Annotated in this window: 19 protein-coding genes and 1 tRNA gene; 11 read left to right on the top strand and 9 right to left on the bottom strand. The window is 57.0% G+C overall.

Translation table 11 applies throughout. The features are described 5' to 3' along the window. A partial coding sequence (locus Q1K07_RS18030; protein ID WP_300314229.1) for an SDR family oxidoreductase occupies positions 1 to 652 on the bottom strand: 652 nt, incomplete at its 3' end. A gap of 104 nt (positions 653 to 756) precedes the next feature. Here Q1K07_RS18030 and Q1K07_RS18035 point away from each other — a divergent pair. Beyond that, positions 757 to 1665: a LysR family transcriptional regulator gene (locus Q1K07_RS18035; RefSeq protein WP_300314232.1), complete on the top strand. Its 909-nt coding sequence runs from the start codon at positions 757 to 759 to the stop codon at positions 1663 to 1665. A 472-nt stretch (positions 1666 to 2137) separates the two neighbouring features. Continuing rightward, positions 2138 to 3379 (top strand): benzoate/H(+) symporter BenE family transporter, encoded by a 1242-nt coding sequence (locus Q1K07_RS18040; protein WP_300314236.1) that lies wholly within the window; start codon positions 2138 to 2140, stop codon positions 3377 to 3379. Positions 3380 to 3563: 184 nt separating this feature from the next. Here Q1K07_RS18040 and Q1K07_RS18045 read toward each other — a convergent pair whose 3' ends face one another. The 3 genes from Q1K07_RS18045 to Q1K07_RS18055 form a co-directional block, all read right to left on the bottom strand. After that, positions 3564 to 4610, bottom strand: coding sequence for a proline racemase family protein (locus tag Q1K07_RS18045; protein ID WP_300314239.1), 1047 nt, complete (start codon positions 4608 to 4610; stop codon positions 3564 to 3566). Then, positions 4610 to 5800, bottom strand: coding sequence for a zinc-binding dehydrogenase (locus tag Q1K07_RS18050; RefSeq protein ID WP_300314241.1), 1191 nt, complete (start codon positions 5798 to 5800; stop codon positions 4610 to 4612). The genes Q1K07_RS18045 and Q1K07_RS18050 overlap by 1 nt, the downstream gene beginning before the upstream one ends. 230 nt (positions 5801 to 6030) lie before the next feature. Continuing rightward, a complete protein-coding gene (locus tag Q1K07_RS18055) occupies positions 6031 to 8106 on the bottom strand; it encodes a carboxy terminal-processing peptidase (protein ID WP_300314243.1) in 2076 nt (691 codons plus the stop codon). Positions 8107 to 8319: 213 nt separating this feature from the next. Between Q1K07_RS18055 and Q1K07_RS18060 the strand changes: the two genes are divergently transcribed. Further along, complete coding sequence (locus tag Q1K07_RS18060) at positions 8320 to 9645, top strand: M18 family aminopeptidase (protein WP_300314245.1); 1326 nt, start codon at positions 8320 to 8322, stop codon at positions 9643 to 9645. Between the two features lie 145 nt (positions 9646 to 9790). Here the strand turns inward: Q1K07_RS18060 and Q1K07_RS18065 are convergent. Then, positions 9791 to 9867: transfer RNA gene (locus Q1K07_RS18065), tRNA-Met, on the bottom strand. A gap of 623 nt (positions 9868 to 10490) precedes the next feature. Between Q1K07_RS18065 and Q1K07_RS18070 the strand changes: the two genes are divergently transcribed. Next, positions 10491 to 11297: a helix-turn-helix transcriptional regulator gene (locus Q1K07_RS18070; RefSeq protein ID WP_300314248.1), complete on the top strand. Its 807-nt coding sequence runs from the start codon at positions 10491 to 10493 to the stop codon at positions 11295 to 11297. Between the two features lies 1 nt (position 11298). Here the strand turns inward: Q1K07_RS18070 and Q1K07_RS18075 are convergent, their stop codons facing one another. From Q1K07_RS18075 to gatC, 4 genes are all read right to left on the bottom strand, one after another. Continuing rightward, entirely contained in the window at positions 11299 to 11850 is a 552-nt protein-coding gene (locus Q1K07_RS18075) for a cupin domain-containing protein (RefSeq protein ID WP_300314250.1), read from the bottom strand. Between the two features lie 173 nt (positions 11851 to 12023). Further along, positions 12024 to 13478, bottom strand: coding sequence for an Asp-tRNA(Asn)/Glu-tRNA(Gln) amidotransferase subunit GatB (gene gatB / locus Q1K07_RS18080; RefSeq protein ID WP_300314253.1), 1455 nt, complete (start codon positions 13476 to 13478; stop codon positions 12024 to 12026). Continuing rightward, the gene (gene gatA / locus Q1K07_RS18085) at positions 13478 to 14938 is read right to left on the bottom strand and encodes an Asp-tRNA(Asn)/Glu-tRNA(Gln) amidotransferase subunit GatA (protein WP_300314373.1); all 1461 of its coding nucleotides are present in this window, start codon (positions 14936 to 14938) and stop codon (positions 13478 to 13480) included. The genes gatB and gatA overlap by 1 nt, the downstream gene beginning before the upstream one ends. A gap of 243 nt (positions 14939 to 15181) precedes the next feature. Continuing rightward, a complete protein-coding gene (gatC, locus tag Q1K07_RS18090) occupies positions 15182 to 15469 on the bottom strand; it encodes an Asp-tRNA(Asn)/Glu-tRNA(Gln) amidotransferase subunit GatC (RefSeq protein ID WP_149285253.1) in 288 nt (95 codons plus the stop codon). 174 nt (positions 15470 to 15643) lie between these two features. On the opposite strand from gatC, the gene Q1K07_RS18095 reads away from it, so the two are divergent. From Q1K07_RS18095 to tldD, 7 genes are all read left to right on the top strand, one after another. Then, positions 15644 to 16681 carry a rod shape-determining protein gene (locus Q1K07_RS18095; protein ID WP_149285252.1) on the top strand — a complete coding sequence of 346 codons (1038 nt, stop codon included), beginning with the start codon at positions 15644 to 15646 and terminating at the stop codon, positions 16679 to 16681. A 418-nt stretch (positions 16682 to 17099) separates the two neighbouring features. Further along, the gene (mreC, locus tag Q1K07_RS18100) at positions 17100 to 18002 is read left to right on the top strand and encodes a rod shape-determining protein MreC (protein WP_300314261.1); all 903 of its coding nucleotides are present in this window, start codon (positions 17100 to 17102) and stop codon (positions 18000 to 18002) included. Continuing rightward, complete coding sequence (gene mreD, locus Q1K07_RS18105; RefSeq protein ID WP_300314264.1) at positions 18002 to 18490, top strand: rod shape-determining protein MreD; 489 nt, start codon at positions 18002 to 18004, stop codon at positions 18488 to 18490. The genes mreC and mreD overlap by 1 nt, the downstream gene beginning before the upstream one ends. Positions 18491 to 18497: 7 nt before the next feature. Further along, on the top strand, positions 18498 to 19115 hold the full coding sequence (locus Q1K07_RS18110) for a nucleoside triphosphate pyrophosphatase (RefSeq protein WP_300314267.1): 618 nt from the start codon (positions 18498 to 18500) through the stop codon (positions 19113 to 19115). 117 nt (positions 19116 to 19232) lie between these two features. After that, a complete protein-coding gene (gene rng, locus Q1K07_RS18115) occupies positions 19233 to 20696 on the top strand; it encodes a ribonuclease G (protein WP_300314270.1) in 1464 nt (487 codons plus the stop codon). Between the two features lie 4 nt (positions 20697 to 20700). After that, positions 20701 to 24681: an AsmA-like C-terminal region-containing protein gene (locus Q1K07_RS18120; protein ID WP_300314272.1), complete on the top strand. Its 3981-nt coding sequence runs from the start codon at positions 20701 to 20703 to the stop codon at positions 24679 to 24681. After that, positions 24678 to 26129 (top strand): metalloprotease TldD, encoded by a 1452-nt coding sequence (tldD, locus tag Q1K07_RS18125; RefSeq protein WP_300314275.1) that lies wholly within the window; start codon positions 24678 to 24680, stop codon positions 26127 to 26129. The genes Q1K07_RS18120 and tldD overlap by 4 nt, the downstream gene beginning before the upstream one ends. The last annotated feature ends 34 nt before the right edge of the window (positions 26130 to 26163 follow it).

Raw genomic sequence — 26163 nt, forward strand, 5'->3', positions numbered from 1 at the left:
CATCCGGCTGTCCCAGGCGCTCCAGTGGTGCCATGGCGGCAATCGATGCGATCTGCTCGTCGCTCTTGCCTTCGAAGAACATCTCGGTGGCCACTGGTCCTGGCGCCACGGCATTAACGGTGATCCCGCGTCCGCGCATTTCATTGGCCAGTACCTTGACCAACCCCTCGACGCCAGCCTTGCTGGCGATATAGGCGCCATAGGCGGGGAAGGACTTCGCCAGCACACTGGATGACAAGGCGATGATACGGCCACCATTGCCCAGCACCTCCGCAGCCCTGGCCATTACCAGCCAACTGCCGCGAAGGTTGGTCGCCAGCATGCGGTCGAGAATCTCGACATTGTCGCTGCTGATGGTCGCCATCTGCATGACGCCAGCGTTGTTGATCACAACATCAAGACGCCCGAATGCCTCCAGTACGGCATCGAACAGCTGGGTGACGGACATCGAATCGCCAATATCAGCCTGCAGCGCCAATCCGTGACCACCATTGGCCTTGATATCGGCTACAACCTGCTCCGCCAATTTCGCATTGCCGGCATAGGTCACCACCACGGTGAAACCATCCTTGGCAAGCTTGAGCGCAATGGCGCGGCCAATTCCCCGAGAAGCCCCGGTAACCAGTGCGACTTGTTGAGTTGCATTCGCCATGAATCGACTCCTTGTGTGAATGGAGGAGCTCAGTATTGACGTTCGATCCACACGAATAAATCAGCTAGTCTGCAATCATTATTCAATACAGGAAAACAATCTTTATGGATCGATTCGATGCGATGACTCTGTTCGTACGCATCGTGGAGAGTGGCAGTTTCACTAGAGCAGCCAACGGACTCGGTATCCCACGAGCCTCCGCCACTCTGGCCATTCAACAAATGGAGAGGCGGTTGGGAGTGCGGTTGCTGGAGCGCACCACACGACAGGTGCGAATCACTCCTGAAGGCAGGGCCTTCTATGAGCGCTGTGTTCATCTATTGGCGGAGCTGGAGGACGCCGAGACGACGCTGTGGACCGAGGCGGATAATCCCGCCGGAGTGCTGCGTGTCGAGATGCATGGTGCCCAGGCCCGATTGATTGTATTGCCGCGGATTCAGGAGTTTCATCATCGCTACCCTCGGCTGAACCTGATTCTCACCAGTGGAGACAGGCAAGTGGACTTGGTGGGCGAGGGCGTGGACTGCGCATTACGCTCCGGCATCCCTGAGGATTCCAGCCTGATAGCTCGCAAGCTGGTGGATCTCCCTCAGGTGATCTGTGCCAGCCCGGAGTATCTGCAGCATGCCGGTCATCCGAGTCATCCGAACGAACTGCATAAGCACCAGGTGATTGGCTTCTTCTCGGGTAATAACGCCGTGGATAGTACTCTCGACGTGATCATTGATGGCCAGACTCGATCCTTTCCGGGGGGCGGATGGATGACGGTCAACGATGCCTCGAGCTATGTGGAAAGTGCTCGCCAGGGCTGTGGCATGATTCAACTGCCGCGCTTCCATGTCGCACCCATGCTCGCAAGGGGGGAACTCATGGAAGTGTTACCTGAGTGGCAAAAACCCGCTATGCCACTGCACGCCGTCTATCCGCAACGGCGGCAGCTATCGCGGCGGGTGAGAGTATTTCTTGAGTGGGTTGCATCAGTTTATGCGGATTATTTTGACGGAGGTCGTTAGAGATCGCCGTCGATTCACCATGGACACTATTGACCAGCGACAAGCACTGGAAAGCTGATGCCTTCCTTCTCAATGGTTCTGGTCGGCGTGGGTCGGACCACTGAACATATTGGTCTTGCTCGCTCTCAGCACCGCTTATTCTTTTGTCCAAATTTTGCTTGCTAATGAAGTATCTGAGGAACCTATTATGGAGTGCCAGTGCAGCAAAATACTGCATAGGTTGTCCTTCATGCTGCGGCCAAGGATAAGGATCTGTTCTGTAGAGGGGCAGTGATATTTATGTAACTTGCTGTTATATGGAAGATATATCCGTCGTTAGGCGTGCTGGCGGGATAAGAGATGGGGTGTCAGGCAACCTCCTGGAAATACCTTTACAGTATGGGTAAGGACTCATTCGATATTGGTTCGGGCCTGGAGTGATGGCCAGAATTCACGCGATAACTCCAATTACAACACTTCCTCGGAGGTCGCCGTGAAACATATCGAACATGGTGCTGGGCTGCGTAGTGCGCCCGCAGCATTCATCCGTGACATGAATGTCGATAACGTCAGCGCTGGCTTGGTGGCCGGGATTTTCGGCCTGAGTGCAGGCGTGATTCACATTAGTGCTGGTACTGCGGCAGGACTTGATCCGCACTTCATCATGATCTGGGTCATCGCCTATCTGATGATCAATGGTTTCTTCGGTTTATTGATGCCAGCCTATTATCGCCTGCCATTGCCGATGGCCAATTCTATTCCCGGTGCGTTGTTGTTTGCCGCCATCATTCCTGTTGTAGGTCTAGAAGCTGCCTTGGGCGCGACGCTGGTTGCCGGTGCGCTGTCGATGGTTGTCGGCCTGGCCGGCTGGATGGGGATTATCATGCGCCTCATCCCAATGCCGATTGTCATGGCTATGGTTGGCGGGATATTGCTCAAGTTCGGCACCAACATGGTGATGCCACTGCAGACGGCCATGGTACCTGCTGTTGTAATGATCCTGGCATATTTTTTCTCTGCTCGTTATCTGCGCCGGGTGCCGCCATTGGTTGTCACCATGGTGGTCGGCATCGCTTATATGGCCATGTCTGGTGTGGATTTCTCCGATGTCGAATTCTCGATAACTTTCCCTGAATTCATTGTGCCAACCTTTACGTTTGAGGCGTTTCTCGCCTATGGCCTTCCGCTGACGCTGATTCTGGTGGGAATGGAAACCCCCGCTGGCGTGGGGCTGGTCAAGGGCATGGGCTTTCGTGAGGTACCGGCTAACGCCATTACCGCAGTGGGTGGCTTTGCCACCATGATTTCTGCCTTCTTCAATTTACATAGCACTTGTATTGCTGCGCCGATGACAGGTATCTGTTCCGGCCCTGAAGCCGGCAAGCATGACAAGCGTTGGGTTGCTGCGGTCATTGCAGGTGCCATCTTCATTATTGCGGCGCCGTTCTATGGTTTCGTGGTGAGCCTGATCGAAGCCATGCCGAAGTACTTCATTGCAATCGTAGCGGGGCTTGCGCTGTTGCGTGTGATCAGCTCTGCCATGGAAATGACGTTCTGTGGCAAGCATCAGGTGGGGGCTCTGTTCTCTTTTCTGATTGCCGTATCTGGTTTGCAGATCCTTGGCATTGGTGCTTCGTTCTGGGCCTTGGTGCTGGGGGCGGGTATCTCGATGCTGGTGGAGTTCAAGGACTTTGATTTTTCCCGAGAGCAGGGCAATGAAGTGGAAGCTGCCTGAGGTATGGCAAGACGGGTCAAGGAAAGGATAGCGAAAGGACAAAAGACACCGGGCCTGTGGTATATGCCACAGGCCCGGTGTCTTGGTGCTGACAGTGAGGAGCAACGGATCAGGTCAGTGAAAGCAATCTAAATGGCCAGCATTGTCGAGGCCCCGGCGCGGGGTTGCTTGGCAGGCGCTTTGCCTAGCGGGGTGGTTGGTCATCCTGCAGGATATGGCGCAGGCCGCTGCACTCCACCATGGGATCGTCGCAGTTGATGACGATCTCTGAGCTGGCGAGTACATAGCCCTTGCCGGTGATGGTGTTTTCCACCACTTGGTGCGAGCCCTCCTGGCGGACTCCTGTAAGTTTGCCAATAAAGCCGGTCTCACGTAGGGAGACAGTCTCCAGGCGATCTCCAGGCTTCAATTTTCCCTCGTGATGCATCAGGGCCAGGCGGGCTGACGTCCCGGTTCCCGTAGTACTTCGGCAGATGACTCCTGGATGCACATAGGTGGTTGAGCGTGAGCGATAGAAATCATCGGCAATTTGCTCGACTGGCCCCATGAAGTGCAGGAATGGCAGGGGGCCCACGTCGCCCAGAGTATAGTGGGAGAAGCCTCGTTCCGCCTGGATGGCTTCGACAATCTTGTGGGCACACTCGGTCAGGGTTCGTTCTTCGTCAAGGGTGAGCTGAAAACCCAGCTCGGTGGCGTCCACCAGCGCATAGAAGCCGCCGCTATATGCCACTGAATAGGTCACATCTCCAAGGCCTGGTACGTGAATGCTGGCGAGGTGGGTATCGATATAACTGGGCAGGCCCTCACAGGTAATGGCTTCTACCACGCCATTTTCCACCTGGGCTTCAATATTGACCCGGCCTGCCGGGGACTCAAGTACGAAATATTGCGTGCCTTCTTGCTTGGCCACAATACCGGCTTCCAGTACTGCGGTGGCAGTGCAGATGGTGTTGGAGCCGGAATAGATGGGGTAACCCATCACTTCCATGATGATATAGCCAGCCACAGCATCAGGGTCAGTTGCCGGCACGATCAGGTCCACCGACATTTCGGGAATGCCGTAGGGTTCGAAAAGCAGCAGGTTGCGTAGACCATCGGCGTCGTCACGGAGGTAGTGCATCTGGTCGCGAACGCTGGCGCCAGGCAGTGGCGTGATGCCGCTCAGCACAATGCGGCTGACGTCACCTCCGGCATGGGTATCCATCAGCTTGATGGTCAGGCGCTGCTCCATTAGCGAGCCTCCTGATTGGAGGGAGAGGAGGTGAGGGAAAAGCGAGCGCCATGTTCGCTCCACTGGGAATCCGGCACGATCACGATCTTGCCAAGGAAGTTGCTGCTGCGGTTGACGAAATAACGTTCAGCATCATGCAGCTCGGAGAGCTTGAAGGCGGCATGCAGTACGGGCTTGAGTTGGCCGGAGCGAATCCAGGCAATCAGTTGCTCGGCTTCTTCGCGGGTACCATGGGAAACACCGAAGATCTGTACCTGGTAGAGATAAATGCGGGTCCACATGATCTCGCTGATGTTACCGCCACTGGCCCCGGCGATGGACAGCCTTGGGTAGGTGGTACGAGCCTTCATGTCGTGGATCATGGTGTCAATGAAGCGATCCGTCATCTCGCCGCCTACCAGGTCCATCACTGCGTCGATAGGGGTGCCATCAGTAGCGTCGAGCACTCGCTCGACAAAGGTGTTCAGGTCGCCACGGTCGATGACGGCTTCGGCACCTAGTTCGAGCAGGGCATCTGCTTTCTCGCGCTGGCTGACGGCATAAGGAATTGCCCCGATGATGCGGCACAACTGGATCAGTGCAGTACCCACGCCACCGCTGGCACCGCTGATCAGGACACGTTCACCTGCCGAAACCCTGGCCGAGGTCATCATGTGGTAAGCCGTCTGGTAGGAGCACATGCCCATGGCAGCGAGTTCCGCGTCGGCAAGCTCGGGGTTGGCCACATGGTGAAACTGATCGGAGGGCACGACAACGTACTCGGCATAGCCGCCATCCGCACCATGGCCATAGTAGTCGGGCGTCAGGTTGATATCACGACGAGCGTCGGGGTAGAGATTGAAATCGAGCAGGCCGCGTTCGCCAATGCGTGAATGACTGACACCGTCTCCTGCTCCCACGATTCGCCCGACAATATCTGCACCCTGGATGCGGGGGAAGGTCAGTGTTGGCTCACCTCCCATGGCGAAGGAGGTCATCTCGCCCTTGTCCTTGGTGGGATAGAGTCCCTCGCGGGCCTTGCGGTCGGTATTGTTCTTGGCTGTGGCGGTAATGCATACCAGCACTTCGCCGGCTCCTGGGGTAGGAGTGGGTACATCGCTGCGATAGGCCAGCTTGTCGATATCACCATGCCCTGTCAGCAGCATGGCCGACATGCTGGAGGGCACTGGTGCTGGGGTGCCGTGATCCATCGATTATCTCCCTTGGTTTGATTACCTGCAGTGACAATATCAAAGCGCTGGGCTGAGACCGAGGGTGGTTTTTTTGGTTTTCAGCGGATGTTTTGGGAAAAATCCTACTGGTATTCCGCCTTGTTTCCTGAAGGGATTCTTGAGGCTGGCGAGATATCTACTGGCCAAGAACACAAAAAACCGGGGACTTTGCCCCGGTTTCTTTTGCTTGCTGAAGGTAGGTTGCTGCTTTAGTTGAGCTTTGTGGCGAATTGCCAGCTGGGGCCCAGGTCGACAAAATCGAGCAGGATTTCGGCAGACTCCTCGACTTCCGCGCGGTCAACCGGCTGATCTTCCTTGCTCTCGTCAGTGGTCGTCGCTTCTTCCTCGCTTTCGCGGGCTTCGCTCCACTCCTTGAGTGGCTCCAGACCCAGTGCTTCACGACGCTCATTTTCCAGGGACAACATTTCGTCATCCTGCTGGTTGGCTTCCTGCTGACGCTTTTCGCGGTTCAAGCTGACGCTGGTGAGCTGTTCGCGTAGCTTGCTGGCAAGATCTGCACGTTGTTCCAGATAGTGGAAATTGGGTGATTCATCCGCGCGCTGCTGATGGCGAGACTGTAGCTTCTTGAGGTGCTGGCGCGGGGTGCCATAAGTGCGATATTGCACTTCTCGCACGGTGTCCCAGGGCAGGGCATCGTCCAAGGCGCTTTCGCCGATCAGGTTCGGATCTAGCAGGCTGGGATAGGCAATGTCCGGCTTGACGCCGCGGTTCTGGGTGCTTTCACCGGAGATGCGGTAGAACTTCGCTCGAGTCAGCTTGATCTGGCCATAGCTGAGGTCGTTGAGTGTCTGTACGGTGCCCTTGCCAAAGGTATTGGAGCCGACGATCAGGCCTCGACCGTAATCCTGAATGGCGCCGGCGAAGATCTCCGAGGCTGAAGCGGAAAGACGATTGACCAGAACGACAAGAGGACCATCGTAGTCAGTGCCACTTTCGGTGTCGCCATACAAGCTGATGCGACCACGGGCATCGCGTACCTGGACGGTAGGTCCGCGATCGATGAACAGGCCGATCATCGAGTTGGCTTCTTGCAGAGCGCCGCCACCATTGTTGCGCAGATCGAGGACAATGCCTTCGACCGTTTCTGCCTTGAGCTTGGCAATCTCCGCGGCGACATCGCGTGTGGTACTACGGTAGTTCTCCTCGCCAGCCCGCCACGCATCAAAGTCTACGTAGAAGGCCGGTACCTTGATCACGCCGACTTTATGGGAACCATCCTCGCGCTTGACTTCAATGACCTCGCTGCTGGCAGCCTGGTCTTCGAGTTTGACGGTATCTCGAGTGATAGTGATGACAGTGGAGCGGGTGGTATCGGCAGACTCGCCCGGGACGATCTCCAGGCGCACCTTGGAACCCTTGGGGCCGCGGATCAGCTCGACCACGTCATCCAGGCGCATGCCGACCACGTTGGTGATGTTCTCGCCTTCCTGGCCAACACCAATGATGCGGTCAGCAGGCTTGAGGGAACCTCCCTTGTCCGCTGGACCACCAGGTACCAGGCTAGCGACCTTGACGTATTCGCCATCGGCCTGGAGCAGCGCACCGATGCCTTCCAGGGACAGGCGCATCTGGATATCGAAGGACTCGCCTTGGCGAGGTGACAGATACTCGGTATGAGGATCCACCGTGCTGGTTGCACCCGCCATCACCAGGGTGAGGATGTCATCCGCGTTGGTCTGCTCAAGACGGTGTTTCTGCGTCTGGTAGCGTTCGCGCAGCGTATCGATGACTTCATCATCGTCCTGACCGCTGATGGACAGCGTCAGCGCCGCATTGGCCAGACGTTTCTGCCATAGTGCATCAAGCTCGGACTTGTTCTTGGCCCAGGGCTCTTCCTTGCGGTCCAGTACCAGGCGTTCATCACTGTCGAAGCTCATGTCGAGCTTGTCGAGCTGACTCAGCAACCAGTCCAGGCGTTCTTCGGCACGATCCTGATAGCGGCCATAAAGCTCGTAGGTTCGGCCCAGAGAACCATCCTTGATGGCATCATCCATGGTGGTGCGCAGATCGCTGAAATCATCGACATCACTTTGCAGCAGGTAGGCCCGCTGACTGTCCAGGATGTCGAGATAACGCTGGAAGGCGCGAGTGGACCACTGGTCGTCGAGTCTCACATCGGCATAGTGCCCGTAGCGTAACGATTCGGCCACTTCCATGGCCGCCTGACGCTGATCTTCCCCTGGTGAAGGGAGGGCCAACGCCGTGGGGGCCGCGACTAGCAGCGACAGCGCCAAGGCGCGACCCGCAGACTCAAACAGGCTCATCAATGAAGCACTCCAGGATTCGTGTACACTCGTCGGTCTGATACCGACCCTGTGCGGTTCCATGGTTTCACAACAGTTTTACAACCCCGGGTTTACCACCCAATCGTTGAAACCAAGTCATGGAAGCCAGGCCTTGGTTTCAGAGCTGAGCGAGCTATTGTAGCAGCTTGGTTTGTTCCTATGACCCCACTATCATGCACATAGAGGACGCACATGTCACAGGAGTGCCTGTTAAAGGATGTTATTCACTCGCCCAGGCTCGAGCGTCTGCTGGATTTTCTGCGCTGTTCTCCGACCCCCTGGCACGCTGCCAGGACCATGGCCAGGCGTCTGGAAGATGCAGGTTACCGCTGCCTGGAAGAAACGCAAGCATGGTCACTCACACCTGGCGATCGTTTTTATGTCACACGCAATGACTCTTCGATTATTGCGGTGAATCTGCCCAAGGCGCCGCTTGAGACTCTGCGCATGGTGGGCGCCCATACCGACAGCCCTTGCCTGCGGCTCAAGACCAATGCCGCTAAGACATCTGCCGGATGGCTGCAGCTGGGCGTGCAAGTCTATGGTGGTGCATTGCTGGCGCCCTGGTTTGATCGAGACCTTGGGATAGCGGGTCGTGTACATGTCCGCCATGCTGATGGCCGCCTGGAGGGCGTGCTGATCAATGTCGCTGCTCCCGTTGCGATCATTCCCAGCCTGGCGATTCACCTGGATCGTGAGGCCAACGAAGGGCGAGCGATGAATGCTCAGACCCAGATGGCTCCGGTCTTGCTACAGCATGGCGATGTCGGTGATTTCCATCGTTTGTTGCTGGAATGGCTGGAAGCCCAACATGGCTTGACCGATATCTCGGTGCTGGATTTCGAGCTCGGATTTCATGACCTGCAACCTCCCTCTGTGGTAGGGGCTGGTCAGGAGTTGGTCGCCAGTGCTCGTCTCGATAACCTGCTGTCCTGCTTCATTGGCCTGGAAGCCATGCTTGAGGCCGACGGTAGCCAAGGCATGGTGTTGGTGGCCAATGATCATGAAGAAGTCGGTAGTGCCAGTGCCTGCGGTGCACAGGGGCCTTTCCTGGCTGATGTGCTGAAGCGAATCAATTCCCAGGTGGGTGAAGCAGGGGATGAAGGCTATATCCGCTTGATTCAGTCGTCACGCATGATTTCCTGTGACAATGCGCATGCTCTGCATCCGAACTTCAAGGACAAGCATGATGCAGAACATGGACCGGAGATCAATGCAGGGCCTGTGATCAAGGTCAACGCCAATCAGCGTTATGCGACCAACAGTGCCACTGCTGCCATGTTCCGCGACATCTGCGAGGAATCAGGCGTGCCGGTACAGACCTTCATCATCCGTGCTGACATGGCGTGTGGCAGTACCATCGGTCCAATAACGGCCACCGAAGTTGGCGTGCCGACGCTTGATGTTGGGGTGCCTCAGTGGGCCATGCACTCCATCCGGGAGACGGCGGGTACCAAGGATATCGAGTATTTGATTCGTGCTCTGACGACCTTCTTCAACCGAGCTGAGCTGTCTTGATCGAGTTGCCCCAGGCCTTTCAGGGCAGAAGGATGCTGACTTGCCGCTGGAGGCACATGCAAGCGAGAGACATGTCTGGCTGACAGAGCATATCTGATGGAAGCAAAAAGCCCGCTGATCACGAATCAGCGGGCTTTTTTGTGTCTGGTGGCTACACCCTGACTCGAACAGGGGACCCCATCATTATGAGTGATGTGCTCTAACCAACTGAGCTATGTAGCCTTTCACGCGGCTGCATTGTACCCGCCTGATGTCTCGTGTCAAGCAAACCTACCGATCCTGATGTGTGGATAGAGAGGGTTTGGAGAAACTGCGTGCCATCACGTGACGGAAAACATGGGGCAGGGAACTACCTGGGCGATATCAGGAAATCAGGATTGAACCCTGAGTCGGGATTTTCTCAGGTTTTGAAAAGACATTTCTATGCGTGAGCCCAGAAAAGTCTGACAGATTTTCTGTGCCGCAAAGGCGAAGAATAGTAACGAGAGACGGTGAAACCATGCTGGATAGAAAATCCACAGTGGGCAGAAGACGTCCGGGAAGGAAGCAAAGCCAAGTGGGACAAAACCTGTCAATGGCTAGTTGATGTCTCACCATTGTACTACCGGCCCAAAGCTCCTTTAGTGGATTTGGTCAATTGATTATCAAGCATGTTTTTCGTCACTGGCACTTGGCTTATTGAAATGCATGGCTTCCCGTTGGGGGGCAGGCGCTCACGGATTCGAGGGCTTTAAGCAAGTGTAGCGGATGTTTTTGTTTGTGTGATTTTTTGTATCTGTAATCAAGGGAATTGAGGCTAATGTGGCACTGGCCACGCAGGGCTACAAGCCCAGGGAGGCATGAGCATGTTCAATGAAATGATGCGCGCAGAAATCTGGTTGCAAGAGACGCTGAATAGCCAACTCAGTATTGAGGATCTAGCAACGCGAATGGGATATTCTTCGTCACAGGTGCGGCGGCGTTTCCGTCAGTCATTCGGAATATCTCCCAGTGCCTATCGGGATATGCTGCGCCTGGAAAAAGCCGCCCGAATGTTGATTCACACACCATATGGGGTGCACGACATTGCTCGGTGCTGCGGATATCGCAATCATTCTGCGTTTACGCGTGCCTTCCAGCGTCGCTATCGGGTCGCACCTCGTGAATATCGCCAGAACCAGCGTTTGGAGCTGTATCGTCAACGCCATAGTCTGCCGCACTTTTCTGTCCGCTTGCAGGATCTTCCGTTGCGTCGTGCTGCCGTGACTCGTTTGTACCAGCCGCCGGAGCTCATCGATAACCTGGATGGCTGGAAGGCGAATGTGGAAGGGGCATACGATTTGCCTGCACGTCTGAATAACGCCGCGCCTATTGCCATCCTGCACGATCACCCGATGGCCAGCGAAGCGCCTCGAATCGACATTGGCGTGCATGTTGATGAAGAGCATGCGCATCGCCTGGCTCTGCCCTTGCCTTTCCGCCTGGTGATGATGCCGGCCCAGCGTTATGCGTGCATTGACCTTGTAGATAGCTCGCAGCTGGGAAGTGCCATGATGTTCATGGCCTGCCGCAGCATGTCAGAACATGGGGTCTACCTCAGTGGGGACGCACCACAGCTGGTCAAGTCTCACAATGGACTGGAGCTGCGCCTGCCTGTGCTGGAAGAAGAGTAATTCAGAACGTTCGTGCGGGAGTGGCGCAGCTCACTAGACGACAGGGTAGGTTGCCAGGGTTGCGGAAGCGGTGGGGGACATTGGTGTCGAAATAGTAGGCTTCGCCTGCGGTAAGGGTGCGGGTTTCGGCGCCAATGGTAATTTCGATTTCCCCTTCGAGAATGACACCTGCTTCTTCTCCTTGGTGGGCAATCATCTCGCGTCCTGTGTCACTCCCCGGAGGGTACGTCTCGACCATGAAGGACAGGGCACGGGACTCCCGGTTGGCGCCTATCAGCTTGAAGACGACATCGCCGCTACCTACGTCGACGAGTTCTTCAGCACTGTAGAAGACCTGATTTCTGCTCTCCAGGTCCATGGTGAAGAAATCGCCGACACTCATGGGAATAGCGTCAAGGATCTTCTTCAGAGAACTGACCGAAGGGCTGACCTTGCCTTGCTCGATCAACGACAGGCTGGAGTGAGTGACGCCACAGCGCTTGGCCAGCTCACGCTGGGAAATGCCACGCAGGGTTCGCAGAGCCCGCAATCGGGCACCGACATCGTCTGACATCGAAACTTCCTTAATCGTAACTTCCTTAACCGTTAATGATATATGACAGGGCCGGCTGAGCCGGCCCTGTCATGATCATGTCTCGAGTAACGTTGACTGACTGTCACGCACCAGCAGCGACAACCTATCTGTGCTGATGAAGTAAATCAATCGTTTCATTTGGCATAATCGCATCAGCACAAGGCATCGAGTTTTGCTTTCAGCAGGGCATTGACCTGCTGTGGGTTGGCTGTGCCGCGCGAGGCTTTCATGACCTGCCCAACAAAGTAGCCGATCATCTTGCCGCGCTTGTCTGGTTCAGCATCACGATACTGGGCCAACTGAGCAGGACTATCGGCGATTACCTGATCGACCATGGCTTCGATGGCACTGGTATCGGTAACCTGTTTCAAGCCCTTGGCTTCGATGATGGCGTCGGCACTTTCGGCTTCTCCATTCCACAGGGCTTGAAAGACCTGCTTGGCAGCCTTGCCACTGATGGTGGCGTCAATCACCCTTGCGACCAATCCTCCGAGCGCTTCTGCCGTCACTGGGCTGTCGGCGATATCCAGATTGTCGCGATTGAGCGCCCCAGAAAGCTCACCTTGTACCCAGTTGGCTGCCTGTTTGGCATCACCGCATACATCCTTGACTCGTTCGAAATATTCGGCAGTCTCGCGGCTAGAGGACAGCACACCGGCATCATAGGCGGAAAGTCCTAATTCATTCAGGAAGCGTGCGCGCTTTTCGGCCGGTAGCTCCGGAAGTGTCTCGCGGAGGTGATCCACATAAGCCTTGTCCACCACTACTGGCAGCAGATCAGGGCAGGGGAAGTAGCGATAATCGTTGGCTTCTTCCTTGGTGCGCATGCCGCGAGTTTCGTCTGCGTCAGGGTCGTACAGGCGAGTTTCCTGTATCACTTCACCGCCGTCCTCGATCAGTTCGATCTGGCGTTCCACTTCATAAGCGATGGCGCGTTCGACGAAACGGAAGGAGTTGACGTTCTTGATTTCGGCACGGGTGCCGAAAGCTTCCTGCCCCTTGGGGCGTACCGACACGTTGACATCGCAACGCATGGAACCTTCGGCCATGTTGCCATCGGAAATGCCCAGATAGGTGACGATGGAGTGGATGGCCTTGAGGTAGGCAGCGGCTTCCTTGGCCGAACGCATGTCCGGTTCGGAAACAATCTCCAGCAATGGCGTGCCAGCGCGGTTGAGGTCAATGCCGGTCATGCCATGGAAATCTTCGTGCAGAGACTTGCCGGCATCTTCCTCAAGATGGGCATGATGTACACGAATGATCTTGGAGCTGCCGTCATCCAGCAGGATCTCCACTTCGCCACGGCCGACGATAGGGTGATACATCTGGCTGGTCTGGTAGCCCTTGGGCAGGTCCGGATAGAAGTAGTTCTTGCGGTCGAAGATCGACACCTCTGGAATATCGGCGTTGATTCCGAGGCCGAACTTCAGTGCCATGGCAACGGCCTGTTCATTGAGCACAGGAAGGACGCCAGGCAAACCCAGGTCAACGGCGTTGGCTTGGGTGTTGGGCTCTGCACCAAATGCGGTGGAAGAGCCCGAAAAGATCTTGGATTGAGTGGCAAGCTGGACATGCACTTCCAGCCCGATCACGGTTTCCCATTGCATCAGGCGTTCTCCTCGGCGAACTCAGGGCGGCGCAGGTGCCAGTCGGTAGATTGCTGGAACTGATGAGCAACATTGAGCAGGCGAGCTTCGGCGAAATGGGTACCGAGAATCTGCAAGCCTACGGGGCGGCCGTTGGAGAAGCCGGCGGGAACGCTGATGCCAGGAATGCCCGCCAGGTTGATGGCGATGGTGTAGATATCTTGCAGATACATGGACACCGGGTCCTTCTTGGCGCCCAGGTCAAAGGCCGGTGTCGGAGCAGCGGGCCCCATCAGGACATCGACTTCTTCAAAGGCATCGAGGAAGTCCTGATGAATGAGTCGCCGAACCTGCTGGGCTTTCTTGTAATAGGCATCGAAAAAGCCTTCCGACAGGGTGTGGGTACCGATCAGGATGCGACGCTTGACCTCTTCCCCGAAGCCTTCAGCGCGTGTGCGCTTGTACAAGTCGATCAGGTCAGTGGGGTTCTCGCAGCGATGGCCGAAACGTACACCGTCATAGCGCGACAGGTTGGAAGATGCCTCTGCGGGAGCAATGACATAGTACGCGGGAATGGCGTAGGAGGTATGCGGCAGGCTGACCTCACGCACAGTGGCGCCAAGGCCTTCGAATACCTTGATGGCATCCTGAATGGCATTGCCGACATCTGTCGCCAGACCTTCCCCGAAGTATTCCTTGGGCAAGCCAATCTTGAGGCCGGCCAGCGGCGCGGAAAGTTCTTCGCTGTAATTCGGTACGCCCCGAGCGATGCTGGTGGAATCACGGGAGTCATGGCCGGCGATGGCATTCATCAACAGGGCACAGTCTTCCGCGCTGCGAGCCATGGGGCCGCCCTGGTCCAGGCTGGAGGCATAGGCGATCATGCCATAGCGCGAGACGCGACCATAGGTTGGCTTGAGTCCGGTAATGCCGCAATAGGCAGCGGGCTGGCGAATGGAGCCACCGGTGTCAGTACCCATGGCGGCAGGTACCAGGCCAGCTGCCACGGCGGCGGCACTGCCACCGGAGGAGCCTCCAGGAACTGCGTTGAGATCCCAGGGGTTTTTCACTGCGCCATAGAAGCTGGTCTCGTTGGAAGACCCCATGGCGAATTCGTCCATGTTGGTCTTGCCGAGGCTCACGGTGCCGGCAGCCTGAAGCTTCTCGACCACTGTGGCATCGTAAGGCGCTACGAAGCTATCGAGCATTTTCGAGCCGCAGGTGGTCTTCACACCTTTGGTGCAGAAAATGTCCTTGAGCGCGATGGGGGCACCAGTGAGCGGACCGGCTTCTCCCTTGGCTCGGCACTGATCGGCACGGTCGGCGGCTGCCAGAGCCTGGTCGGCGGTAACGGTGATGAAGCTGTTGAGTTGACCGTCAAGACGGTCGATGCGCCCGAGCAGCTCTTGTGTCAGCTCGCGGCTGGAGACTATGCCGGCATCAAGGGCCTTTGCAGTCTCGGTCAGTGTCATGTGGTGCAATTTATCAGTCATTTGGGAGGCCTGGCTTCCTGGGGTGTGGCTCCGAAGTGATCTGGTGCAAGCGTCGGATGATCGAGATCAATCTTTTGGCTTGCTCCTGGTCTGCCTATAAGTCGGCTATCGTTCCGCATTGTTCATGTCGAGATGCCTGGTCAGATACTTGGCAGCGATTTCAGACGCAGCTTCCATTTGAGGGCAACTGCTTTGCATCAGTGTGCTTTCCTTGCCGACTGCCTGATGACTTCACTCGACAACACGGGGCACCAGATAAAGGCCGTTCTCGACTTGAGGGGCACAGCGTTGATACTCATCACGCAGGCTGGTCTCGGTGACCTCGTCAGCGCGTAGACGCTGAGTTGCCTCAAGTGGGTGGGCAAGGGGGGCTACGCCCTCGGTATCCAGAGATTGCAGTTGGTCAACCATTTCGAGGATTCTACGGATATCATCGAGATAGTGTGCTGCATCGCTCTCGGAAAGGTCGATCCGGGCCAGATGTGCGGCGCGGAGGACTTCGGCGTGTTCAAGCGCCATGGTCGTGTTCCTCACAGGAGGTTCGCTGAAATGACCGCAAAAGGTACCACATTCGAGACGTGTCTGGCAGAGTCATAAAGCAATGTATAGCGTTCCTGGCGCTTGCCGCAAAGGGGGGGCAGTGATACCGTTTGCATCCGCACAGGTTTCCGGTCTGCACTAGGTATTGTCTCCATGTTCAAACGTTTAAGAGGTGTGTTCTCCAGCGATCTGTCGATCGATTTGGGAACGGCCAATACGCTCATTTATGTGCGCCATCGCGGCATCGTGCTGGACGAGCCGTCCGTCGTGGCCATTCGGCAGTCGGGTAATATGCGCAGTGTGGCTGCGGTGGGTTCCGATGCCAAGCGTATGCTGGGTCGCACCCCCGGAAACATTACCGCCATACGCCCAATGAAGGACGGCGTGATTGCCGACTTCACTGTGACTGAACAGATGCTTCAGTACTTTATTCGCAAGGTCCACCAGAGCACATTCCTGACGCCTAGCCCGCGCGTACTGGTGTGTGTGCCTTGCATGTCGACGCAGGTCGAGCGTCGCGCCATCAAGGAATCGGCCGAGGGTGCGGGTGCCCGCGAAGTGTTCCTGATCGAAGAGCCGATGGCGGCCGCTATTGGTGCCGGGCTTCCGGTCGAAGAGGCCCAAGGTTCCATGGTGGTCGATATTGGTGGCGGCACCAGTGAGATCGCCATCATTTCCCTCAATGGGGTGGTCTATTCCGAATCCATCCGTGTTGGTGGCGACCGCTTCGACGAAGCGATCAGTTCCTACGTTCGTCGCCATTACGGTAGCCTGATCGGTGAAGCTACGGCCGAACGTATCAAGGAAGAAATTGGTTGTGCCTACCCGGGTGGTGAGCTGCGCGAGATCGATGTGCGTGGCCGTAACCTGGCTGAAGGCATTCCGCGTAGCTTTACGCTCAATTCCCACGAAATTCTCGATGCTCTGCAGGAACCTCTGAGTTCTATTGTATCTGCCGTCAAGAGCGCCCTGGAGCAGTCTCCGCCCGAGTTGGCTTCGGATATTGCCGAACGTGGCCTGGTGCTTACCGGCGGTGGTGCCTTGCTGCGTGACCTGGATAAGCTGATTGCGGAAGAAACCGGTTTGCCTGTGGTTGTCGCTGATGATCCGTTGACCTGTGTTGCTCGTGGTGGTGGCAAGGCGTTGGAAATGATTGATCAGCGCACCTTTGAACTGCTCTCCAGCGACTGATCCCGTCTGGTGTCTGGTCGTCGCATAGTCTTCGCCGTGGCGCAGGCTACGACAGGAGATAGGGGCGTCCTTGGCTTTGTATGAAAAGTCGGCGAGCGATGATCAGACAAGGCGGAATCGATCGACAAATCGTCAGGAATGGCGATCTGGGCAGCTCCGCTGCTCGTAGAGCGAGCGGCAGGGATGCCGCGAGTCAAAAAGCGGAGTTTACAGGGTGTAAATGAGCGTTTTGAGATCGATAGACTCGCTTCGCTCGCCCTTCGGCTATTGTCTCCGCTACGCTCTGGCTCAACGCCGCATGAGCAAGCGCAGGCACTTTATCGTACAGAGCCTGGCAATGGTCGGCCTTTAAGGTTTTCGTAAAGGGAGTTGGATTATCAAACCGCTGTTCTCGCACGGCTCAGTGCCTGGTTATCGCATGCTGATCTGTGCGGTGATGGCTGGGGCGCTGATGTTCGTTGACACTCATTTCACCCGGATGGAGTCGTTGCGTGCCCAGTTGTCGACCCTGGTGGCGCCGATTCAGTGGGTAGTGAGCCTGCCCAGTGATGTACTCAACTGGGGGTCTCTGGCGCTGTCTGATCAGCGTGCTCTGCTTGAAGAGAACAGCCGTCTCCGTGAACAGTTGCTGACCCTATCCCAGCGTGTTCAATTGATGGCAAGCCTGACTGCTGAAAATGTTCGCTTGCGTGAGCTCCTGGGAGCTGCCCAGGAGCACGATGTCCCCTATCTGACTGCCAAGCTGCTGTCGCTTGACCCTGATCCGTTTACCCATCAGATCGTCATTGATCGTGGTCGCCGGGATGGTGTCTACATGGGGCAACCGGTGATGGATGCGTCCGGCATCGCGGGGCAGGTCAGTGAAACTTCCGCCTACTCGAGCCGTGTGCTGCTGCTGACGGATGCCAGCCATGCATTGCCTATTCAGGTGAATCGCAATGGCCTGCGTTTCATCATTCAAGGTACGGGCAATTACAACGACCTCCAGGTATTGCATGTCCCGGATAGTGCCGATATCCGTGAGGGTGACCTGCTGGTCACTTCGGGCATAGGCGGCCGTTTCCCGGGAGGGTATCCGGTCGCGCGTGTCACTGAGGTGGTTCATGGCTCTGGAGGGCCTTTTGCCAAGGTGAGCGCCAAGCCGGTTGCCCAGCTACAGCGTTCGCGGCATTTCCTTTTGCTGTTTCCGCCACATCCTGCACTGGATGTGAGTGAGGGGCGCTGGCACCCTGATCTGGATCCTCTGGCTGTAAAGGCTGCCATTCGATTGGGTGAGTGGCTGTCACCTCCGCCTGTCGAAAAGAAGAAAGAGGAGGAGTGATGGCCGCTGTTGCACGCCTGAGTTTGTTATGGGTATGGTTGACGTTGCTTTTGGCATTGTGTCTTCGGGTCATGCCCATGGCCGATGGTTGGCAGGTCTGGCGCCCTGACTGGCTCGGCTTGATGTTGCTCTATTGGTGCATGAAGCAGCCAGACCGGGTCGGTGTGTTCCACGGCTTCATCCTGGGCTTGTTACTCGATCTGATCGAGGGTGCGCCATTGGGGCAGAATGCTTTGTCGCTATCGCTGCTGGCCTTTCTTGGTGCCCTGGTTTATCCACGCTTCCGTACCTACTCCCTGATTCAGCAGGCAGTGTTGATTTTTGTCCTGCTAGGCTTGGTGCAACTCGTCAATCAATGGCTGAGAACCTTGTTCGGGCCATTTTCCATGCATCTTTCCTTCCTGTTGCCGTCTTTGATCAGTGCAGCCCTATGGCCATGGTTGGCGACGCTGTTCAAGGCACTGGGACGCCGGTCAGCCAATGAGTGAATGCCACATGTCCAATGATGCAGCCATTCTGTGTCTGGCGTCGGCATCGCCACGCCGCCGTGAGCTGCTTGCATCCATTGGAGTAAAGGTCGAGGTGAGGCCAGTGGATGTCGATGAGACTCCCTTGCCTGGAGAAGCCGCAGAGACCTATGTGGCACGCTTGGCACGAGCCAAGGCCCTGGCAGGCTCGAAGCTCAGTGAACTGGCTGTGCTCGGTTCAGATACGGCGGTGGTATGTGATGGTGTCATTCTTGGCAAGCCCGAGAGTGAACAGGATGCCTTTGCCATGTTGCGAATGCTCTCGGGGCGTCGCCACCAGGTGCTGACGGCTGTCGCGGTGGTGGGGCCCACAGGCAGAAGCGAGCGGCAAGTCATCGAGACCGTTGTGACCAGTGAGGTCGAAATGCGTCGTATCAGCGATGACGAGATCCACGCCTATTGGCATACTGGTGAACCGCAGGACAAGGCCGGCAGCTATGCTATCCAGGGCTTGGCTTCGGTGTTCATCTCGCGTATCGAGGGCAGCCATTCAGCTGTGGTAGGGTTGCCACTGTTCGAGACGGCAGAATTGCTGGAACGTCAGGGCGTGGTGCTATGGCATGGAAGTACCGTGACATCAAAGTAATGTCTGGCCTATTGACCTGTCATAAAAATCAGCAGGGGGCTGCCTTTAGCACAGGGCTCGGAGTGGCCTTGTTCTATGTCATAATGCTGTGAGACTTTTCTGGACAAGGACAGCTGCATGAGTGGTGAAGTGCTCATCAACCTGACGCCAATGGAAACTCGTGTTGCTGTAGTGGAGAACGGGGTTCTCCAGGAAGCTTTCATCGAACGAGCACGACGGCGGGGCATCGTCGGTAATATCTATCAGGGGCGTGTGGTCCGTGTACTGCCGGGGATGCAAGCGGCCTTTATCGATATTGGGCTGGAGCGGGCCGCCTTTATCCATGCCCATGATATCGCTGCACCGGGAGCGTCTTCCGAGGAACAGCCATCCATTGCCCATCTGCTTCATGAGGGACAGTCCCTGGTCGTTCAGGTGACCAAGGACCCTATCGGCTCCAAAGGAGCCCGTCTGACCACGCATCTCTCGGTACCATCCCGCTATCTGGTATATATGCCGGATTCACCGCATAACGGTGTATCCCAGCGAATTGAAGACGAAACCGAGCGCGAGCGTCTGCGAGAGCTGGTCGATACGGCAGCTACCGAACAGGCCTTGGAGGTCAGTGGCGGCTTCATCGTGCGTACCGCTGCTGAAGGGGTCAGCCTTGATGAAATGACAGCGGACATGAATTTTCTGCTGCGTCTATGGCGCAAGGTCAGTGAGCGCAAGATCACGGCGCCGGCTCCCAGTGCCATTTACGACGACCTGCCACTATTCATGCGCACTCTGCGTGATGTGATGCGTGACGATATCGAGAAAGTGCGCATCGACTCTCGGGAAAATTATGTCAAGTTGGTCGAGTTCGCTGAAGAGTTCATGCCCAACGCAGTGAATCGTATCGAGCACTACGCTGGGGAGCGGCCAATCTTCGATCTGTTTAGTGTCGAGGATGAAATCCAGAAAGCCTTGGCGCGCAAGGTTCAACTCAAGTCCGGTGGCTATCTGGTCATAGATCCCACTGAGGCAATGACGACCATCGACGTGAATACAGGAGGCTATGTCGGCCACCGGAATCTTGAAGAGACCATCTTCAAGACCAATCTCGAGGCTGCCACGGCTATTGCGCGCCAGCTTCGCCTGCGCAACCTTGGCGGAATCATCATCATCGATTTCATCGATATGGTGGACCCTGAACATCAGCGCCAAGTCCTGCGTATGCTGGAAAAGTCCCTTGAACGGGATCACGCCAAGACCAAGTGCACCGGAGTGACTGAGCTCGGGCTGGTGCAGCTGACACGCAAGCGCACCAGGGAGAGCCTGGAGCAGACTCTGTGCGAATCCTGTCCGTCCTGCCAGGGGCGCGGTACTTTGAAGACGGCCGAGTCCGTGTGCTATGAGATCTTTCGTGAGATTCTGCGAGAAGAGCGAGCCTACAATGCTGAGACCTATGCCGTTCTGGCGTCTCAGTCCGTGGTCGACCGATTACTCGATGAAGAGTCTGCGGCAGTGGCGGATCTAGAGGAGTTTATCGGCAAGACCATCCGCTTTCAGGTTGAAACGCAGTACTCCCAGGAGCAGTACGATATCGTGCTGATGTGATGCCATGGCGCCGTTTCGCTTGTTGACGCGCTGGCTGTTGACGCTTATCGCAGTGGGGTTGGCCTTGGTCGCACTGCTGCTGGTCGTGGTGCGTCTTTCCCTGGGACAGGTCGATCACCTCCAGCAACGCCTGGTCGATCTTGTCGATCTGCGCTTCAGAGCCGATGCCAGCATTGGTTATCTTGATGGCTCTCTCGAAGGGGTTGATCCTCGCCTGGCGTTGAATGACCTGAAACTCAGTGTCGGCACGGGGGCGGAAGAGCAGCCCCTGATCGAAGTCCGTCACGGAGAAGTACGTCTGGATACTTCAGCCAGTCTGGCCCAAGGGGTACCAGTGGCGGAGAACCTTCATCTCAGTGGGGTGACACTGCACCTCTATCAGGATGATGAGCAGCGCTGGCGCTGGCCTGATCCCGCTCGAATTCCTCCTGAGCTGATGCCCCAAAGTACTTTTAGCCTGGAGCGTATCGACTTCTGGGTTGGTGTGTTGCTGCAGCAGCGGGGATGGGTTGACGACCTGAAACTCGTCTTGCACCGCGACGATGGCACCACCGTGATAAATGCCCCCCGCCTTCTGATTGCCAGTGACGATGCCAATACCCATGTGGAGGGAGAAGTCTTCATCGAAGGCCTGGATGGAGAAGCGATTCAGGTGGCGATGAGCTTGGCTCCTGGTCAGGAAGGCGACAAGAGTTTTTCCGCGGCCCTGCAGGGTCGCATGCAGCTCGATAGCCTGGAAGTGTTGTCGCAGCTGCTGGGTATCGATCATGTCGTGAGCCTGGATGAAGCGAGTGGTCAGGCTGAAATCTGGGGGCGTTGGGAGGAAGGTCGCCTGGCTGATGCGCGCATGAATATCAACGCACCCATTCTGGTATTGAATCAGCAGGCACGTCTTCAGGTTCAGGAGGAAGGGAGTTCCGGGGCGACGGGCACAGATACCGTTACTGGGCAGGATGCATCAGAAGCAACAGAAGAAGTCGAGTTGCCTCCTGAAGGGATTGTCTTTACCAATGCCCAGTTGCGTGCACAGTGGCTGCGTCGTGGAGCAAAGGATTGGGAGGCTTGGGTAGAAGGTCACTCCGAGCATGTGGAGTGGACGGGAAGTGATGGCCAGGAAGCTCCAGAAGGCAAACCCGTACCACGTCATTGGCATATCATGAGCCGTTCTGATGGCTGGTGGGCCAATGCCTCAGGGTTCGAGCTGGCTGCGCTAGCGCAATGGCGCGAGCGAGTAAGGCTACCGGAGGGGCTGGAGAGAGCTGTAGATGCCCTCAAGCCTAGAGGGCAGGTGACGGGGTTGGGCTTTGGACGACTCGAAGGGGAGTGGAAGGCCCGGGTGGCAGCCACCCAAGTAGAAGTCGATCCGTGGGAAAGTGCGCCTGGTGGCGGCCCCTTGAATATATGGGTAGAGGCTGAGGGAACCCGAGGGCATGTCGACTTCGTGGATAGTGGTGCGGCACAGATGTCTTTTCCTGAGATCTTTCCCGAGCCACTGGCGCTGGACTATGCCAAAGGGCAAGTCGGGTGGTCCTATGACGGGCCGCGTACCTTCGTCAGTGGGCGAAATCTCAGGGTTGGTTGGCGTGATGCCAATGTGGACGGCAATTTTGGCCTTGCTCTGGCCGAAGATCAGCGGGGAGGGTTCGGCCTCACTCTCCAACTGCACGATGTTGATGCCGTCAAGCATCCTCTGGCCGATTGGTTGCCGTTGACCTTGCTGCGCCAGAAGGTGAGTGGTGAGCTCACGGACTGGTTGACCAGTGGCCTGGCCGGGAGAGTGCCCGAAGGTAGCCTGCGTATCCATGTACCATTGCGTGAGCAGGGGGCGTTGTCGGGGGCGAAGCTGGATCCCCGTCTGGAGCTGAACCTGGATGTTGTCGATGGGCGCCTGCCTTATGCCGAAGGTTGGCCGGCACTGACCAACGTCAGTGGTCGTCTGTCCCTGGAAGACGAAAATCTTGAGGCTGATGTGGCGCATGCCGAGAGCCACGGTGTCAAGGTCAAGGACGCCAAGGTCAACCTGGCTGACGGGATATTGCATGTCGATGGCCCCTTGTCGGCATCGCTTGATGACACTTTGTCGTTCCTGGCTGCCATGCCGGTGGATGGGGCTGAAGTGGCTGAGAGTTGGCGTGCGGAAGGTAACATGAACGGTACGCTGGCATTGCGTCTCCCCATGGATGACATCGATGCGCTGGAGTTGACGGTGGATTCCCAGGCTCAGGCATCCAAGGTGGAGCACTTGCTGACTGGCCTCTCCATTGACGATGTGTCTGGTCCATTGAAATGGCAGCAGCGAGGCGAAGACGGTGGCATGGAAGGGCGTCTGCAAGGTCGCATGTTGGGTGGCCAGGTGCGTGCCGAGATGGATGGTGGCGATGTCATCGACTTTTCTGGCCGCAGTGATGCAAGTGAACTGAGTGCCTGGGGAGGCCTGCCCGCGGGTAGCTTGATATCCGGCATCTTTCCCTGGCAGGGAAAGTTCGATATTGAACAGCGCCAGTTGACGATTGATAGCGCTCTGGAGGGGCTGGATATTGCCCTGCCTGCACCTTTGGGCAAAAGCGCAAATGCCTCCAGGGCGTTTCACCTGGATGTGGCCTTGAGAGATTCCGGCACCCAGTTGTCTGGTGTCCTGGGGAATCAGGTTGGCATGCGTTGGCGTGAGCTGGAAGGCCAAGGTACTCAGCGTAGCCAGGGCCAGATATGGGTAGGGCGCTCAGTGCCACAGGCCTGGCCTTCGGTGCCGGGATGGTCGGTATTGGCCTCATTGCCACGCCTTGACCTCAGTGCCTGGAGTGACGCTCTCAAGCCAGTGCTCTCCGGCGTGGATGCTTCAGCAGGTGGTGGCATGCCCTCTGTCAATCGATTGCACGCCGATACGCAATGTCTCAGTGCCGGTACTCATTGCCTCGGTTCGTTGTCACTCGATGCAGAACCTCATGGCAGAAACTGGCAAGTAACATTGGACGGCAGTCTGCTTACCGGGCGCGTTGACTATCAGCAAGGTGTCCTGCAGCCCCTGGACATTCATCTCCAGCGATTGAGCCTGGATGACTTGATGGCTGAAGCGTCGACGTCAGAGCGCGCGCCGGTCAGTGGCTCAGTGGGGTCGGTGTATAGCGAACTGGACCTGGGGGTGGATCCTGAGCCATATGCTCATCGTCTGGGGGATCTGCCTCCAGGCAAGCTGGTCATCGACAACATTGAACGTCAGGGCAAGACCTTTGGTCCTTTCGTTGGCGAGTGGCGAGCCAGCAATGAGCGACTGTCGCTGGAGCCACTGTCACTCGAACTCGGTGAGTTGACGGCCAGGGGCTCCATGATCTGGGAAGCTTCCGGCAGCAGCGATAGTCTGACACGCTCACGTCTGGCCATTGATGGCGGTGATCCAGGAACGGCTCTGGAGGCACTGGGTCAGGCCGAGGCGGTGCGTAGCAAGAAACTCCGGGTAGATAGCCAGTTGGCCTGGCCTGGGGCGCCTTGGCAGTTCGCTCTGGCGAATTCGCGGGGCAACTTGAGCGTAGACTTGCAGGATGGCTCATTCGTCAATATCAACGCTCCTTCAGCCAAGGTCATTGGCCTGCTCAATGTCGATAACCTGCTGCGCCGGCTACGCCTGGATTTTTCCGATGTGACACGCTCCGGCACGGCTTTCGACAGTGTCAAGGGAGCGGCAACCCTGTATGGTGGAGTATTGGAAACACAGGGACCCATCAAGATCAATGGGCCGGCCACCGACTTCACCCTTGAGGGCAATGCTGACCTGGCTCAGCGCAAGTTGGACCTGTCTCTGGGGGTTACCGTGCCGGTAAGCAACAATCTGCCCCTGGCTGCCGTGGTTGCCGGAGCGCCTCTGGTGGGGGGGGCCCTTTATGTGGCTGACATGATTCTTGGTGATGTCATCGACCGGGTGACGCGCATTCACTATCAGGTGCAGGGTCCCTGGACTGCACCACAGATTTCTCTGGAAAGTGCTCAATGACAGTTGAACGAACAACCTTCGACGAAGCAGTAGAAACACTGCTTGCCCCAGGTGGGCTCGATCTGGACGCTCTCGATAGCGGCATTCGACATGCTCTCGGTCCGGGAATCGATTACGCCGACCTTTATTTCCAGCGTGCCTGGAATGAGAGCTGGATTCTGGAAGATGGTGAGGTGAAAGAGGCCAGCTACAACATCGACGGTGGCGTCGGTGTGCGTGCCATGGCTGGTGAAAAGACAGGTTTTGCCTATTCCAACCAGATCAATGCAGAGGCACTGGCCGAAACGGGGAAAACCGCCGCTGGCATCGTGCGTAGTGGCAGCCTTCTTGACCAGGCTCCGCGCATCCAGGTGGGATATACCCCACGCTATGCGGGCATCGACCCGTTGTCCGGCCTGTCCGCGGAAGACAAGGTGGCCATGCTCAAGCTGGCCGACAAGGTCGCTCGTGCAGCCGATCCTGCCGTCACCCAGGTCAGCGCTTCCTTGAGCAGTCTCTATGAAGTGGTGCTGGTGACGGCCAGCGATGGCACTCTGGCTGCGGATATTCGTCCTCTGGTGCGCTTCAACGTTAGTGTGATTGCAGTGCGCAATGGACGGCGCGAGCGTGGCAGTGCAGGCGGAGGTGGGCGATATCCCATGGCGCGTCTGCGCGATGAAGGTGTGGCCGAGACCTATGCCAAGGAAGCCGTGCGCCAGGCACTGGTCAATCTGGAGGCCATCGATGCGCCTGCTGGGCAGATGCCGGTGGTGTTGGGGGCGGGCTGGCCAGGCATTCTGTTGCACGAAGCCGTGGGGCATGGCCTGGAAGGCGATTTCAACCGCAAGGGCAGCTCCGCGTTTGCTGGTCGAATTGGTCAGCGTGTTGCAGCGCCAGGGGTCACGGTGGTCGATGATGGCACCCTGGCCGACCGTCGTGGCTCGCTGTCAGTGGATGATGAAGGTACGCCGAGCCAGTGCACCGTATTGATCGAAGACGGCATCCTTACCGGCTACATGCAGGACAAGCTCAATGCGCGTCTGATGGGCATGCAGCCGACCGGCAACGCTCGTCGTGAATCCTTTGCCCACATGCCGATGCCGCGTATGACCAATACGTATATGCGTGCCGGCAAGGATGATCCGCAAGACATCATCAAGAGTGTGTCCAAGGGGCTCTATGCAGTGAGCTTTGGCGGCGGACAAGTGGATATTACCTCCGGCAAGTTCGTGTTCTCGGCTAGTGAGGCGTATTTGATTGAGGATGGCAAGATCACGACGCCGGTGAAAGGGGCCACGTTGATTGGCAATGGTCCCGAGGCCATGGGACGGGTTTCCATGATCGGCCACGACATGGCGCTGGATACGGGAATCGGAGTCTGTGGCAAGGAAGGCCAGGGTGTGCCTGTTGGGGTTGGACAGCCCACACTGAAGCTGGATGAACTGACTGTCGGCGGAACGCAGTCGTAGGCTGATGCATGAGCTACGAGCTACGAGCTACGAG

Source organism: Halomonas sp. (assembly GCF_029263665.1).
Lineage (GTDB): Bacteria > Pseudomonadota > Gammaproteobacteria > Pseudomonadales > Halomonadaceae > Halomonas.